The organism is Enorma timonensis, assembly GCF_000321165.1.
Classification (GTDB): Bacteria; Actinomycetota; Coriobacteriia; order Coriobacteriales; family Coriobacteriaceae; genus Enorma.
Genome location: NZ_CAPF01000035.1, coordinates 1 through 14,511, shown reverse-complemented (window position 1 = coordinate 14,511; position 14,511 = coordinate 1). Strand labels below are relative to the sequence as shown.

Annotated in this window: 13 protein-coding genes and 1 pseudogene; 12 read left to right on the top strand and 2 right to left on the bottom strand. The window is 67.1% G+C overall.

Annotated features, from left to right (window positions below; all coding sequences use genetic code 11):
• Positions 1-148 precede the first annotated feature (148 nt).
• The 9 genes from BN423_RS03945 to BN423_RS03905 all read left to right on the top strand — a co-directional run bounded on the left by BN423_RS03945 (position 149) and on the right by BN423_RS03905 (position 10,770).
• A complete protein-coding gene (locus tag BN423_RS03945) occupies positions 149-1,417 on the top strand; it encodes an ABC transporter substrate-binding protein (RefSeq protein ID WP_232385491.1) in 1,269 nt (422 codons plus the stop codon).
• A gap of 203 nt (positions 1,418-1,620) precedes the next feature.
• Complete coding sequence (locus BN423_RS03940) at positions 1,621-2,502, top strand: branched-chain amino acid ABC transporter permease (RefSeq protein WP_019238964.1); 882 nt, start codon at positions 1,621-1,623, stop codon at positions 2,500-2,502.
• A 9-nt stretch (positions 2,503-2,511) separates the two neighbouring features.
• A complete protein-coding gene (locus tag BN423_RS03935) occupies positions 2,512-3,603 on the top strand; it encodes a branched-chain amino acid ABC transporter permease (RefSeq protein ID WP_019238963.1) in 1,092 nt (363 codons plus the stop codon).
• The gene (locus tag BN423_RS03930) at positions 3,596-4,477 is read left to right on the top strand and encodes an ABC transporter ATP-binding protein (RefSeq protein ID WP_019238962.1); all 882 of its coding nucleotides are present in this window, start codon (positions 3,596-3,598) and stop codon (positions 4,475-4,477) included. Before BN423_RS03935 ends, BN423_RS03930 begins: the two co-directional genes overlap by 8 nt.
• Entirely contained in the window at positions 4,478-5,179 is a 702-nt protein-coding gene (locus BN423_RS03925) for an ABC transporter ATP-binding protein (RefSeq protein WP_019238961.1), read from the top strand. It abuts the gene before it with no gap.
• Positions 5,180-5,766: 587 nt separating this feature from the next.
• Positions 5,767-7,431 (top strand): DEAD/DEAH box helicase, encoded by a 1,665-nt coding sequence (locus tag BN423_RS03920; protein ID WP_019238960.1) that lies wholly within the window; start codon positions 5,767-5,769, stop codon positions 7,429-7,431.
• A 241-nt stretch (positions 7,432-7,672) separates the two neighbouring features.
• Complete coding sequence (locus tag BN423_RS03915) at positions 7,673-7,927, top strand: type II toxin-antitoxin system RelB/DinJ family antitoxin (protein WP_019238959.1); 255 nt, start codon at positions 7,673-7,675, stop codon at positions 7,925-7,927.
• Between the two features lie 57 nt (positions 7,928-7,984).
• Positions 7,985-8,635 (top strand): YoaK family protein, encoded by a 651-nt coding sequence (locus BN423_RS03910; protein WP_019238958.1) that lies wholly within the window; start codon positions 7,985-7,987, stop codon positions 8,633-8,635.
• Positions 8,636-8,835: 200 nt separating this feature from the next.
• The gene (locus BN423_RS03905) at positions 8,836-10,770 is read left to right on the top strand and encodes a hypothetical protein (protein ID WP_232385490.1); all 1,935 of its coding nucleotides are present in this window, start codon (positions 8,836-8,838) and stop codon (positions 10,768-10,770) included.
• 56 nt (positions 10,771-10,826) lie between these two features.
• Here the strand turns inward: BN423_RS03905 and mnmA are convergent, their stop codons facing one another.
• Both mnmA and cysK read right to left on the bottom strand, forming a co-directional pair.
• Positions 10,827-12,017, bottom strand: a complete 1,191-nt coding sequence (mnmA, locus tag BN423_RS03900; protein ID WP_232385489.1) for a tRNA 2-thiouridine(34) synthase MnmA — start codon at positions 12,015-12,017, stop codon at positions 10,827-10,829.
• A 14-nt stretch (positions 12,018-12,031) separates the two neighbouring features.
• Complete coding sequence (gene cysK / locus BN423_RS03895) at positions 12,032-12,973, bottom strand: cysteine synthase A (RefSeq protein WP_019238955.1); 942 nt, start codon at positions 12,971-12,973, stop codon at positions 12,032-12,034.
• A 181-nt stretch (positions 12,974-13,154) separates the two neighbouring features.
• Here cysK and BN423_RS03890 point away from each other — a divergent pair, with 181 nt between their 5' ends.
• The 3 genes and pseudogenes from BN423_RS03890 to BN423_RS10710 all read left to right on the top strand — a co-directional run.
• On the top strand, positions 13,155-13,454 hold the full coding sequence (locus tag BN423_RS03890) for a YerC/YecD family TrpR-related protein (RefSeq protein WP_019238954.1): 300 nt from the start codon (positions 13,155-13,157) through the stop codon (positions 13,452-13,454).
• A gap of 5 nt (positions 13,455-13,459) precedes the next feature.
• Entirely contained in the window at positions 13,460-13,969 is a 510-nt protein-coding gene (locus BN423_RS03885) for a GNAT family N-acetyltransferase (protein WP_019238953.1), read from the top strand.
• 143 nt (positions 13,970-14,112) lie between these two features.
• Positions 14,113-14,511 (top strand): annotated as a pseudogene (locus tag BN423_RS10710) (PD-(D/E)XK nuclease family protein); the annotation flags it as partial.

The following is a 14,511-nucleotide window of genomic DNA, read 5'->3' as shown; positions in this document are numbered from 1 at the left end:
TTCTTGCGAAAAGAGAGTAATCTAGCACGAACTACCTGTTGAAAGGTATGGGAATTTGCGTCCTTCCTGCGTGGCCGCACGCGGGGTATTGGGCGTTTGTGGGGGCTGCAGCGGTACGTCGCCGCTGCCGAATGAAGGGAGCGTTTGCATGTCGAGTCGCACTGCTATGCAAAACCTTTCCGTTAATCGTCGCACGTTCGTCGCGGGTACCGCGGGCCTTGGCCTCGTGGGCGTGCTCGCCGGCTGCTCCGGTGAGGGCGAGACGGGCGGCACCGGTTCCGCCGCGTCCGCTGGCGGTACGTTCAAGGTCGGCGGCATCGGACCCCTCACGGGCGGCGCTGCCATCTATGGCAACGCGGTCAAGAACGGCGCACAGATCGCCATCGACGAGATCGCAGAGGCGGGCGGCGACGTCCAGTTCGAGATGAACTTCCAGGACGATGAGAACGACGCCGAGAAGTCCGTGAACGCGTATAACAACCTCAAGGACTGGGGCATGCAGATCCTCATGGGCACCGTGACCTCCACGCCGTGCGTCGCCGTGACCGCCGAGTCCAACGCGGACAACATCTTCACGCTCACCCCGTCCGGCTCCTCGACGGACTGCATCGGCGGCCAGCCCGACGCGGATGGCAACATCTCCACGCCGCGCAAGGACAACGTCTTCCAGATGTGCTTCTCCGACCCCAACCAGGGCGCCGCTTCCGCGCAGTACATCTCCGAGCAGGGGCTCGGCACCAAGATCGCCATCATCTACAAAAACGACGACACCTACTCCATGGGCATCCATGACACGTTCGTGAACAAGGCCGAGGAGCTCAACCTCGAGATCGTCTCTGAGTCCACGTTCACCGAGGATTCCCAGACCGACTTCTCCGTGCAGCTCAACGACGCCAAGAACGCCGGCGCCGACCTCGTGTTCCTGCCCATCTACTACACGCCCATCTCGCTCATCCTCACGCAGGCAGATCAGATGGGTTACGCGCCCAAGTGGTTCGGCGTCGACGGCATGGACGGCCTGCTCACGGTAGAGGGCTTCGACACTTCCCTTGCCGAGGGCTGCATGCTCCTCACCCCGTTCGTCGCGACCGCCGAGGACGAGGCCACGAAGTCCTTCGTCGAGAAGTACCAGAGCGACGATTACGGCAAGGGCGAGACCCCGAACCAGTTCGCCGCCGATGCCTACGACTGCATCTACGTGCTCAAGCAGGCCATCGAGGCCGCTGGCGTGACGCCCGACATGGACGCGCAGTCCATCAGTGACGCCCTCAAGGAAGCCATCGTGGCCGACGACTTCTCCTACACCGGTCTCACCACGGCTGGCGAGGCAGCGACCTGGTCCGATACCGGTGAGATCTCGAAGATGCCCATGGGCATGGTCATCCAGGACGGCGTGTACATGCCGCTCGACGCGTAAGGGCTCGCGGGTTGTAGCGTGTAAAATGACCCCAGGGATCGTGTAAAAACACCCCAGGGGTTATTTTACATGCTTGTATCGGCGGACTTATGATTCAGGGTGGCTGCATGTAAAATAACCCCTGGGGTGTTTTTACACGACGCTACACGTATGGAGGCTGCCTGTTCGTGGGCGGCCTCCGCTTCATATGAAAGGAGGGGGGCATGGAATTCCTCGCGAACGTCATCAACGGCATGAGCCTGGGCAGTGTGTACGCCATCATCGCACTCGGCTACACCATGGTGTACGGCATCGCCAAGATGCTCAACTTCGCGCACGGCGACGTCATCATGGTCGGCGCGTACATCTGCTTCTGCAGCGTGAGCTATCTGGGACTGCCTGTGCTCGCAGGCATCGCGCTCTCGGTGGTGGGGTGCACGGTGCTCGGCATCGTGGTGGAGCGCCTCGCCTATAAGCCGCTGCGCAACGCCCCGTCGCTAAACGTCCTCATCACGGCCATCGGCGTGAGCTACTTCCTTCAGAATGCGGCGCTGCTCATCATGGGCTCCGACCCCAAGAGCTTCTCGGGCATCCTGAGCCTGCCGGCGCTCCAGCTCTTCGACGGGCGTCTTACCATCAGCGCGACGGCAGTCATCACCATCTTGGCGTGCGTCGCCATCATGGTTGCCCTCACGTTCTTCACGAGCAAGACGAAGATGGGCAAGGCCATGCGCGCCTGCTCCGAGGACCGCGACGCGGCGCAGCTCATGGGCATCAACGTGAACTCGACGATCTCTATGGTGTTTGCCATCGGCTCCGGTCTCGCGGCCATCGCGGGCGTGCTCATGTGCGCGGCGTACCCCACGCTCATGCCCACCACGGGATCCATGCCCGGCATCAAGGCCTTCACGGCGGCGGTGCTCGGCGGCATCGGCTCCATCCCGGGTGCGGCGCTCGGCGGCATCCTCTTGGGTATCATCGAGATTCTCGCGCGTGCCTACATCTCCACGCAGCTCGCCGACGCAGTGGTGTTCGCGGTGCTCATCATCATGCTCCTCATCCGTCCGGCCGGCTTGCTTGGCAAGCCCGTGAACGAGAAGGTGTAGGTGAGAGTCATGGGTATCATGCAGCTTAAGCCGCAGACGCGGAAGACCATCATCACCTATGCAATCGTCATCGTGGCGTTCATCGCCGTGACCATCCTGGACGCTGTCGGGCTCATCTCGAACTCGCTTTCCGGCCAGCTCGTGCCCATTTGCGCGTACGTGTCGCTTGCCGTGTCGCTCAACCTCGTCGTCGGTGTTTCGGGCGAGCTGTCGCTCGGCCACGCCGGCTTCATGAGCGTGGGCGCTTTCACGGGCGTCGTCGTGGCTGGTTGGCTTTCGTATCTCGGTGTCGAATCCGACCTCGTGCTCTTCGCCGTCTCGGCGGTGGCGGGCGCCATCCTCGCCGGCATCGTGGGCTTTTTGGTGGGCATCCCGGTCATGCGCCTGCGCGGCGATTACCTGGCCATCGTGACGCTCGCGTTCGGCGAGATCATCAAGAACCTGCTCAACAACGTCTATATCGGCGTCGACGGAGCGGGCTTGCACTTCGCGATGCTCTCCGATTCCTCCGCCCTCGGCATGAGCCAGGGCGTCATCCTCATCAACGGTGCGAAGGGCGCCGTGGGCATCAGCAAGGTCTCGACGTTCGCGCTCGGCATCGTGGTGGTGCTCATTACCGTGGCGGTGGTCTTGAACCTCATGCACAGCCGCGACGGCCGCGCCATCATGGCGGTGCGCGACAACCGCATCGCCGCAGAGAGCGTGGGCGTGAACGTGACGAAGTACCGCCTCATCGCCTTCACTGTGGCCTCCGCCCTTGCGGGCGTGGCCGGCGTGCTCTACGCCATGAACTACTCGACGGTCGTGCCGTCGCAGTTCGACTTCAACCAGTCGATCCTCATCCTCGTGTACGTCGTGCTCGGTGGTATGGGTAACATCTCCGGATCCATCGTCTCGGCCGCCTTCCTCACGGTGCTGCCCGAGGTGCTGCGCCCCATCAACCAGTACCGCATGCTGCTCTATGCGATCGTGCTCATCCTCGTGATGGTCGTGCCGCACCTTTCCATCTATCAGCGCGCGACCGAGGCACTTCGTCGGCGCTTCAGCCGTGGTGCCGCCAAGCCCGCGGTAGCCACGGAGGGCGGTGAGGCCGATGAGTAAGTTCACCGATTTCGCCCAGCGCCGTCGCGAGACCACCAAGATGGTGCCCGTGCCGAGCGTTTCGATTATGCCCGAGCGCGACCTGGGCAAGGCGCCCGCACTCGAGTGTCTGCACCTGGGCATCGACTTCGGCGGCCTCAAGGCGGTCGACGACTTCAACATCACCGTAGGCCGCACGGAGATCTGCGGCCTCATCGGTCCCAACGGCGCGGGCAAGACCACGGTCTTCAACCTGCTCACGAAGGTGTACGCGCCCACGCGCGGCACCATTATGGTCGACGGCCAGGACACCGCCGGTATGGATCCGGCACGCGTGAACCGTCTGGGTGTGGCGCGCACGTTCCAGAACATCCGTCTGTTCAACTCCATGACCGTTGAGGAGAACGTGGCGGTTGGCCTGCACAACCAGCGTCACTGTGGTATGGCGACGAGCATCCTGCGCCTCCCGCACCACTGGAAGAGCGAGCGGTACTACCACGAGCGGGCACTTGAGCTGCTCGATATCTTCGACATGGCGGGCCTCGCCGATCACGAGGCGGGTTCTCTGCCCTACGGCGCCCAGCGCCGCTTGGAGATCGTGCGCGCGCTTGCCACGAACCCGAAGCTGCTGCTGCTCGACGAGCCCGCGGCGGGCATGAACCCGTCCGAGACGGCCGAGCTCATGGAGAACATCGTGAAGATCCGCGACCAGTTCCAGATCGCGATCATGCTCATCGAGCACGACATGAACCTCGTCATGAACATCTGCGAGGGCATCTGCGTGCTGAATTTCGGCAAGATCATCGCCAAGGGCACGCCTGAGGAGATTCAGCAAAACGAGGCGGTCATCGAGGCGTACCTCGGTACGCAGGCGAAGAAGGAGGTGGAGGCGTAAATGCTCAGCGTCTACAACATCAACGTGTGGTACGGGGCGATCCACGCCATCAAGAACATCTCCTTCGAGGTGAACGACGGCGAGATCGTGGCGCTTATCGGCGCGAACGGTGCCGGCAAGTCCACGACCTTGAAGACCCTTTCCGGCTTGCTGCGCTCGCGCGCGGGCTCCATCAAGTTCATGGGCGAGGACATCATGCACATGCCGGCCGAGAAGATTGTCGAGCACGGCTTGGTGCACGTGCCGGAGGGGCGCCGCATCTTCCAGCAGATGACCGTCGAGGAGAACCTCGATATGGGCGCCTATACGCAGCCGCGCGAGACCATCGCGGAGAACCTCGAGCGCGTCTATGCGCGGTTCCCGCGTCTGAAGGAGCGCCGTCGCCAGGTGGCGGGCACGCTTTCCGGCGGCGAGCAGCAGATGCTCGCCATGGGGCGCGGCCTTATGGCGAACCCGAAGCTCCTCATGCTCGACGAGCCCTCCATGGGCTTGGCGCCTATTTTGGTGGAGCAGATCTTCGAGATTATCCAGGCGCTGCACGAGGCGGGCACCACCATCCTGCTCGTGGAGCAGAACGCTCAGATGGCGCTCTCCATCGCGACGCGCGCCTACGTGCTCGAGACCGGGCACGTGACGCTCTCCGGCACGGGCGAGGAGCTGCTGCATAACGACGACGTGCGCAAGGCGTACCTCGGCGGGTAACGCGGGCGTGAGCCTCGCGGGCGGCTCGTTTGGGCTTGCACGGTCTGGCCAGCTATCGGATGCGCGGGATGCGTGCCCGGTAGCTGGCCTTTTTGTGCCGTGCGGGTGAGCCTGTGGCCAGGCGCGGGCAGCGTGCCGCGGTGGGGCGTGGCGGGATGTGGCGCGACGGGGCGAGATGGCACGGGGTGGCACAGCGCGGGACGCATCCAATAGCAGGCATTTCTCACGGCGCGCCGACTGGTTCCTACCACTTTGCGGCCTTAGGAGCCAAATCTGAGCAAGTTTTTCGCGAAAACATGCACGAAATTGGCTCCCAAGCGTGCCAGGAGGGAACGCTTCGCTCGCGCGGGCATCCCGCAGCTGCGCTTCCGCAGGCAAGCCGCCGGGCACCCTGCCTCTGTTGTTTTTGCGCGGCACGGGCGTGGCGGCGCGCGGGCGCGATGATGCCCCCTATACTGGCCTCGGCGAATCTGCTCCATCGCGGCTCTATCGCGCCCGGTATCCCCGGCGCGCCCGCGAATCGCTCACAGCTCAGTTCGAACGACAGACGCCGCTTCATGGCGAAGCGCGCGAAGACAAGGATATCCATGCATACAATCGAAGAAACCACCGACGGCGCTGCGGTTTCCGGCAGCGGGGAGAACGTGCGGTTCGAGGACCTCGGCCTGTCCGATGAGGTGCTCGCCGCCGTGCGCGATATGGGCTACGAGGTGCCCACGCCCGTGCAGGCGCGGACGATCCCGGAGGTGCTCGCCGGCCGTGACGTGCTCGCGGCGGCCCAGACCGGCACGGGCAAGACGGCGGCCTTCCTGCTGCCCGCCATGAGCACGCTCCCGCACCTGGCGCCCCGCGGCAGCGCCCGCGAGCGGCGCCGTGCGCGCGGCCGCGGCCCCGCCATGCTCATCATCACGCCCACCCGCGAGCTCGCCCAGCAGATCGAGGACGTCTGCGCGCACGTGGCCGCGCGGACCGGGCACACCGCCGTGACCGTGGTGGGCGGCGTGGGCTACAACCCGCAGCGCAGCGCCCTCAAAGCGGGGTGCGACATCCTCGTGGCCACCCCGGGGCGCCTCGTCGACCTCATTGGCGAGGGCACGGCAAAGCTGAGCGAGGTGGCCGTGCTCGTCCTCGACGAGGCGGACCGCATGCTCGACATGGGCTTCCTGCCCGACGTCCGCAAGATCGTGGCCGAGACGCCTGCGGACCGCCAGACGCTCCTGTTCTCCGCGACCCTCGACGAGCAGGCGGTCGGCTCCATCACCGACCTCGTGCGCGACCCCGCGCGCGTCGAGATCGCGCCGCCCGCGTCCACGGCCGAGACGGTCGACCAGTACGTGCTGCCCGTGTCGTTCGAGGTGAAGAACGGCTTGCTCGCCCAGGTGCTCAAGCGCGAGGGCGCGCGCCATGTGATCGTGTTCACGCGCACGAAGCATCGCGCCGACGCCTGCTGCCGGCGCCTCTCGCGCGCGGGCATCAAGGCCGCGCCGATTCACGGCAACCGCAGCCAGGCGCAGCGCGAGCGCGCGCTCGCAGACTTCCGCGCGGGCAAGGTCGACGTGCTCGTGGCGACGGACGTGCTCGCGCGCGGCATCGACATCAGCGACGTGCGCTATGTGGTGAACTTCGACGTTCCGGGCGAGCCCACCGACTACATCCACCGCATCGGCCGCACGGGCCGCGCCGGCGAGGAGGGCTGGGCGCTCACCTTCGTGACCGAGCTCGATGCGAGCGAGTTCTTCGACATCGAGGCGCTCATGGGCAAGACCGCCGAGCTCTACGATGCCGGCGACCTCGACCTCGGTGCGCAGCCGCCCGTCATCGACCCCGCGCGCGTGCCGCGGAAGCAGACGGCGCCGAAGAAGACGAAGCGCGGGAAGTCCACCTCGAAGCGGAAGAAGCGCGGCGCGGCGGGAGTGCGCAAGGGTGCCGCGGAGGCCTCCGCGACGCAGGAGGCAGGCGTCGAGCGCACTCAGGCGCCCAAGGAGCGAGCGCCGCGTCCTGCCCGGCCGAAGCATGCCGGTCGCGCGCGGGTGCGTGCGGAGCGCGTCCCGGGCGAGCAGGGCAGGGGAGACGGCCGCGCCGCGCACGACGCCGCCCCGGCACCTCAGCGCCATGAGCGCCCTGCGGATACCGCGCGCAGCCGTCGGCATCCCGCGCGCTCCAAGGGGACGGGTGCCCCGCGTGCCGCGCGGACGCAGGGAGGCACCGCGAAGCCACGTCGCCGCCCCGGCGATCGCGGCGGCATCCGGTAGGCCATACCCCCCATCACACGCTGAACCAACAATAGCTTGCATGAAAACCTTGCCTCTGCGGGGGTTCGGGCATATACTACGTATCGGGGTATAACTTAAGCATACTAAGTAATACCAACACGCAGAAACGTACTCGCCTGGGTATGCGGCATGCGCCGGAGTTCGGTCATTGGTAGTGCAACGTCGGCACATGCCCCATGCCCAGGTAATCGCAGCACCCACGTTCCACCAAGGATCGACCATGGCAGAGCACATGACCCCGGTCGTCGCGAAGGTCCTGCCCGAGGAGAAGGCGGCCTTCGCGGCGGCGACCCAGCGCGTGGGCACCACGCCCTCGAATGCCATCCGCATGTTCATCGCGGCGTTCAATCGGTGCGGCACCTTCCCGTTCGACATCTCGCCCACAGGCGCCTTCGGCCCGGGCGAGCAGGCGCCGCGCATGCGGGATTCGGATGATTCCGCCCTCGCGGCCGGTTGCGCCGCGCATATGCCCTAGAATGGTGTGCCGTCAGGCTAGCGGGTGAGGAGGCCGAGGGTGCAGCGCGCCAGGCAGATGTCCGATTCGATCGAGCTCGGGATCGTCCTCGCGCTCGCGGGCGGCTTCATGGACGCCTATTCCTACATCGGGCGCGACGGCGTGTTCGCCAACGCGCAGACGGGAAACATCCTGCTCACGGGCGTGCATCTCTCCGAGGGCGACTTCGCGCTCGCCGTGCGCTACCTCGTGCCGGTGCTCTGCTTCGCCGCGGGCATCGTCATCTCGGACCTCGTGCACGAGCGCGTCTCGAGCCGCTTCCATTGGCGCCAGGTCACGGTGCTCGCCGAGGTGCTCATCTTCTGCGTCGTGAGCTTCATGGGCGCCGAGCTCAACCTCCAGGCGAACTGCCTCATCTCGTTCGCCTGCGGTATGCAGGTCGAATCGTTCCGCAAGATCCATGGCCACGGCATGGCCACGACCATGTGCATCGGCAACCTGCGCAGCGCGCTCCAGAGCGTCGACGATTTCGTGATCACGCATGAGCGCGGCTTTTTGGAGAACAGCCTGCTGTATTTCGGCGCGATCCTCTGCTTCGTGCTCGGCGCGGTGCTCGGCAACTGGTGTCTCGATATGCTGGGGCTCCGGGCGACGCTCGTGTGCGCCGGCCTGCTCATGATCGCGTTCGCGCTCATGCTCATCGACCGCGAGAAGGCGGCGCGCTCCTAGCGCGAGATTGTGCCGAAGTGCTCCGCCTGGGCGTGCTACGCTACTGCGCGGGTATCATGTTGCGATGATTGGTTCGGGGGTAGCCGTGGAACAGGGCGGACGTCACTTCAAGCAGCGCGTGTCTACATTCAAGGGGGGGGGGTTCCGCTCTAAGGCATAGCGCCGTCGTAGTTGCCGCGCTCTGGTTCGTTCTCCTCGTCGTGCCCGTCACTCGGGCGTTCTCCATCCGGCTCGCGGGGTTCGTGGGCTTCTGGGGAGTCGTCGCGGCGCTGCTCATTCCCACGAGCACCTGGCGCGCCGCTCTGCGCATGCCCCGTGCCGCGCTCGCGGGCATCGTCGCCGTTACCGTGCTCTTCGCGGCCTTCACTTGGTTCTACCTCGCGCGATACAGCTTCGCGCCCACCTGGGACGAGCAGACGTACTGGTACTACACGCTGGACTTCAACGACGTACTCCGCCGCTCGGTCATCGAGGCGTTCCACGAGCTCGTCGTCTCCATCTTCTACATGAACTACAACTACCTCATGAGCTGGGTGCTCTCGCTGCCGGTAGCCATTGCGCAGGGCTGGTCACCGAGCATGTTCGCGCTCGTCCTGCTCTTCCTCGTGCCCGCGGCACTCATGGTCACCGCTTTCGTGGGACGGCTCGCCGGCCTGCTTTCCGAGGGGGAGGGTGCGGCCGATGGGAATGCCGCCCGCGCCGACGATCGCGCGACGGGCGTGGCTGCGCGCTCGGCGCTCATCGTCGCGCTCTTCACTCTCGTGCTGTGCGCGCCCGTCGTGCTGCACCCGGCGTTCGACGGCCTTATGGACGCCCCGGCATACGTGCTCTTCCTTGCCGTGACCATCGCCCTCGTCGACCGCGGCTTCACGGCGTCGCCTGCACGCGCGCTCGCTGTGGGCATCGGCGTGTGCGGAACCTTCCTTTTGCGCCGGTACTTCTTCTACGGCGTCATGGGGCTCGCCGTGGGCGCGGTCGTCCTGTGGGTGTGGCGGCTCGTCCAGGTCAAGGCGGGGGAGCGGGGCGCGCTCTTCAAGCGGCTGCTTCGGGGCCTGGGAATCATCGTCGCGGTCTTCCTCGCGGTGGCGGTGGTGTTCTACAAGTTCATCTACATGTCGCTCTTTGGCGGTCAGACGACGGCCTACCAAGCGTACTTCCGCTTCGACTCCCTTGCAGACCGCCTGAGTGAGATGGCATCGTCGCTGGGGATCGCCGTGATCGTGCTCGCGCTCGTCGCGATGGTCGCGCTCCTGGTGCGGGGCAAGCGGCATCGGGGCGACGCGCGGGCGGACGCCAGCGGCTCGCAGGGTGTGGGCGAGGCGCTGCCCGTCTGGGTCTCTTGCCTGCTTATGGCGGTCGTGACGCTCGGCATGTTCTGGCGCACGCAGGATCTGGGCATGCAGCACTGGTACCTGTTCATCGGCCAGGCGTTCGTGGTCCTGTTCGCGCCCCTCTTCGCTTGCCTGCGCCTTGTATGCGCGCGCGGCAGCCGCCCTGCTGTCGCCTTCGGCGCCTCCACTGCGCTCGTTGTCATCGCGGTGGCCGGTCTCGCCCAGAGCTTCACGCTCATCCCGTTCGTGCCCGGCATCTCGGCTGTGCTGCCCATGCGTTTGCAGGAGCCGCGCATCGAGGCCGACCTCGACGAGCGCCGTGCGCTCATCTCGTACCTCACCGACATCACGGGCGGCGTCGATACGGTGTACTTCACCTGCGCGAGCTGGGAGATCAACTCGACGCTGCCCATCGGGGTCGTGCTGCCCGCATCCACGGAGTACCCCATCGAGACCGCGGACGCCGACGTCGATCTGCGCGACGGCTTCAACACCGCGTTCTTCGACGCCTCTTACGTCGTGGCGACCAACCCTGTGCAGACACACCTCGTGGACGGCACCGAGCGCATCGTCGAGACGCTGAACCGCCTCGTTCAGGATCCAGACGGGGTGATCGGCGCGCACTACGAGCTCCTGCGGACGTTTGCGTTCGCGGATGGGCTCGAGGTCTACGTCTATGAGCGGGTGGAGCCGTTCTCGGCGGATGATGTGGCTTATGTGCAGGGCATCTTCGACGAAATCTACCCGGAGCACCCGGAGCTGTTCCATGACCGCTTCGAGGAGTACCTCGAGGAGCTCGGGTAAGGGCGGGATCCCGGCCGCGTGTGCGAGCGGTACACGCCTACGGTCGCCGCGGTATCTCAGACGGCGCGGACGATCCTGCCGCCACCGAGGACGGTATCGCCGTCGTAGGCCACGACGGCCTGGCCGGGGGCGATGGCGCGCTGCGCGTCGGCGAAATCGATGCGGAGGGCCTCGCCCGTGCAGCCCGCGCGCTCGGCGTCGCCCGCCCGCTTGAGGCAGGCCGCCTGGCCCTGTTGATGGTAGCGGATGCGCGCGGACACCGGCAGGCCCGCGTCGCCCGCGCGGTCGAGCGCGGCCTCCAGCTCCGTCGCGGGCACGCTCCACGTCCACGCGTCCGCGATGAGCGCGCCGGCCATGAGGTCGGCCTCCTCGCTGAGCGTCACGGTGTTCGCCCGCGCGTCGATGCGCGTGACGTAGAGCGGGTGCGCGGCGGCCACGCCGAGCCCCTTGCGCTGGCCGACGGTGTAGCGGATGGCGCCGCGATGCCGTCCGAGCAGCGTCCCCGCGGTGTCCAGGACATCGCCTTCGGGGAGCGCCTGCCCGCGCCGGCGCTCGATGAACGAGGCGAAATCATTGTCCGCCACGAAGCAGATGCCCTGGCTGTCGCGCTTCGCGGCGGTCTCGAAGCCCTGCTCGCGCGCGATGCGCCGCACGTCGCCCTCCTTGGTGAGGTCGCCTAAGGGGAAGAGCACGTGGGCGAGGACGTCCTGCGTGAGGCCGTAGAGGAAATAGGATTGGTCCTTCGAGACGTCCTGCGCGCGGCGCAGCTCAAAGACGGGCGCACCCCCGGCGTCCCCCGCACGGCGTGCCACGCGCGCGTAGTGGCCGGTTGCGAGGTAGTCGCAGCCGAGCTCCCGGGCATGCTCCAGGAGCGCCCCGAACTTGATGCGGCGGTTGCAGATGGCGCACGGGTTGGGGGTGAGCCCCGCCTCGTAGGCGCGGACGAAGGGCTCGATGACGTCGCGCTCGAAGCGCGCTCGGCAGTCGATGACGGTGAACGGTATGCCCAGGCGCTCGGCCACGGCGCGCGCGTCCTCGATGTCGGCGCGGTTGCCGCATGCGCGGGCGGTGCCAGCGCTGCCGGAAAGCTCTGCCCCCGCCGCGCCGGCACCCGCGTCCTCGCCGTCGTACAGCCGCATGGTCGCCCCCAGGCACGTATAGCCCTGCTGCTTGAGCAGCCATGCCGCGACGCTCGAATCGACGCCGCCGCTCATCGCGACGAGCACGCGCCTGCCTTCATGAGCCATGGCGTCCCGTTTCCCTAGTCGCGGCCGAAGAGCGGCGTGGAGAGATAGCGCTCGCCGGTGTCGACAACCATGGCGACGATGAGCTTGCCGGCGTTCTCGGGCTTGCGCGCGAGCTCGAGCGCCGCCCAGACGGCCGCTCCGGACGAGATGCCCGCGAGGATGCCCTCCTCCGCGCCGAGGCGCCGCCCCGTCGCGTACGCGTCCTCCGTGGCCACGCGCACCACCTCGTCGTAGACGCCCGTGTCGAGCACCTCGGGCACGAAGCCGGCGCCGATGCCCTGGATGCCGTGCGGGCCGGCCGCGCCGCCCGAGAGGACGGGGGAGTCCGCGGGCTCGACGGCCACGACGCGGATGCTCGGGTTGCGCTCCTTGAGGTAGCCGCCCGCGCCCGTGATGGTGCCGCCCGTCCCCACGCCGGCGACGAAGATGTCGACGGCGCCGTCCGTGTCCTCCCAGATCTCGGGGCCGGTGGTCGCGCGGTGCGCCTCAGGGTTCGCCGGGTTCGTGAACTGCCCGGCCACGATGCTCTTCGGCGTGGTGCGCGCGAGTTCCTCGGCGGCGCGGATGGCGCCCGCCATGCCCTCGGAGCCCGGCGTGAGCACGAGCTCGGCGCCGTAGGCGCGCATGAGGCGCCGGCGCTCGACGCTCATGGTCTCCGGCATGACGATGACCGCGCGGTAGCCGCGCACCGCCGCGAGCATGGCGAGGGCGACGCCGGTGTTGCCCGAGGTGGGCTCGATGATGGTGTAGCCGTCGTGGCGGCGGATGCGCCCCGCGGCCTCCGCGTCGTCGAGCATGGCGCGCGCGGCGCGGTCCTTGGCGGAGCCGGCGGGGTTGGCGCTCTCGAGCTTGACGACCACGCGCGCGGCGAGGTCGTCGGTGCGCTCGATGTTCGAGAGCTCCACGAGGGGAGTGTGTCCGATGCGTTTCTCGTTCGAGGTATAGATGGTGGCCATGGTGCCTCCTTCGATGCGGGATTTCTGCGGCGAGCCCGCGTGGCGCGCCGCTCCTCTGCCCCTTGTACCCACACCGCCGCCCGCGTTTCCGGGTCGGTTGTGGGCATCTGGTGACGCTCCAGCGCGATAAAGCGCCGTGCCCGCTGTGCTACACTCGATGCGACGGAAGAGGAGGTCGCCCATGAATATCGAGTCGCTGTTCGCGCGCGGGGACGTGCAGCAGCTGGTCCATGCGTTTTCCCTGGTGGAAGGCGAGGAAGAGATCAAGGATTTCCTCACGGACCTGTGCACGCCGCGCGAGGTGTGCGACCTGGCGCAGCGCCTCGAGGTGGCGCGCGGCCTCGACGAAGGCGATTCCTATCTCGAGGTGCAGGCGAAGACCGGCGCCTCGTCGACCACGGTGAGCCGCGTGTCGAAGGCGCTCAACGGCGAATACGGGGGCTACCGCCGGGTCATCGTCCGGTTAGAGGATGCGGAGTGAGGCGGATGGCAGAGGCTCGGTTCGAACAGGTGACGGAAGAGGGCACCGAGGAGCTCGCCGAGCTGGCGAGCGCGATCTGGCATGAGTACTGGCCGGCGCTCATCGGCGCGGCGCAGACGGACTACATGGTGGGGCAGTTCCAATCGCTGCCCGCCATCGAGCGCGACATGCGCGAGCACGCCTACGAGTACTGGTTCATCCACGCGGGGGACGACGACCGCGTGGTGGGCTACACGGGCGGCCACGTCGAGCCGGAGACGAACCGCTTCTTCATCTCGAAGATCTACCTGCGCGCCGACGAGCGCGGCAAGCACTTCGCGAGCGCGGTCATCCGCTTCTATGAGGAGCTATGCCGCGACCGCGGGCTCCAGGCGATGTACCTCACCGTGAACAAGGGCAACGAGCTGGGCATCCGCGCATACGAGGGCAACGGGTTCACGACGATCGACGCCGTCGAGACCGATATCGGCTCCGGGTTCATCATGGACGACTACATCATGGAGAAGCGGGTCTAAGGCCCGAGGTGCCACGTGGGGCGGAGCGACCGCCCGCCGCGCGCTCGGAGTGCGCAGGGCGGGCACCTCTCCGTCCCGTTTTGTCCGGACGCGCGGGTACCATGCATGCAACGCGATTCCTCGAGCACATGGGGTGGAGTGACATGGCGATACGCATCGCGGTGGGTGCCCTCGGCACCGGGTTGACACGGGAAGAGACGACATGGCTTCAGCGCGCGCTCGCCGGGACGGGGCGGGCGACGCTCATCGTGCCGAGCTTCGCGGTGCGCGACGCGTGCCGCCGCGAGCTCGCGCGGGCGGGGATGGGCGTCGGGGTCGATGTCCTCACGCTCGGCGCGTGGGTCGCATCGCTCTGGGAGCTTTTGGGCGATGGGCGGCGCCTCGTGGGCGGCCTCGAGCGCAAGCTCCTCATGGCTCAGGTGCTCGCGGGCGCACCGGAGGCGGGGGAGGGGGACGCGCCGCGCGCGCTCACGCCGGGCATCGTCGCCCTGCACGCCCGGGCGGCCGCCGAGAGCCTGCCCTATATCGAGCGCGCCGGGGAG

Bases quoted from the DNA above. Each gene is read 5' to 3' on its own strand.
- BN423_RS03945 (WP_232385491.1), top strand. From the start codon at position 149: ATGTCGAGTCGCACTGCTATGCAAAACCTTTCCGTTAATCGTCGCACG.
- BN423_RS03940 (WP_019238964.1), top strand. From the start codon at position 1,621: ATGGAATTCCTCGCGAACGTCATCAACGGCATGAGCCTGGGCAGTGTG.
- BN423_RS03935 (WP_019238963.1), top strand. From the start codon at position 2,512: ATGGGTATCATGCAGCTTAAGCCGCAGACGCGGAAGACCATCATCACC.
- BN423_RS03930 (WP_019238962.1), top strand. From the start codon at position 3,596: ATGAGTAAGTTCACCGATTTCGCCCAGCGCCGTCGCGAGACCACCAAG.
- BN423_RS03925 (WP_019238961.1), top strand. From the start codon at position 4,478: ATGCTCAGCGTCTACAACATCAACGTGTGGTACGGGGCGATCCACGCC.
- BN423_RS03920 (WP_019238960.1), top strand. From the start codon at position 5,767: ATGCATACAATCGAAGAAACCACCGACGGCGCTGCGGTTTCCGGCAGC.
- BN423_RS03915 (WP_019238959.1), top strand. From the start codon at position 7,673: ATGGCAGAGCACATGACCCCGGTCGTCGCGAAGGTCCTGCCCGAGGAG.
- BN423_RS03910 (WP_019238958.1), top strand. From the start codon at position 7,985: ATGTCCGATTCGATCGAGCTCGGGATCGTCCTCGCGCTCGCGGGCGGC.
- mnmA (WP_232385489.1), bottom strand. From the start codon at position 12,017: ATGGCTCATGAAGGCAGGCGCGTGCTCGTCGCGATGAGCGGCGGCGTC.
- cysK (WP_019238955.1), bottom strand. From the start codon at position 12,973: ATGGCCACCATCTATACCTCGAACGAGAAACGCATCGGACACACTCCC.
- BN423_RS03890 (WP_019238954.1), top strand. From the start codon at position 13,155: ATGAATATCGAGTCGCTGTTCGCGCGCGGGGACGTGCAGCAGCTGGTC.
- BN423_RS03885 (WP_019238953.1), top strand. From the start codon at position 13,460: ATGGCAGAGGCTCGGTTCGAACAGGTGACGGAAGAGGGCACCGAGGAG.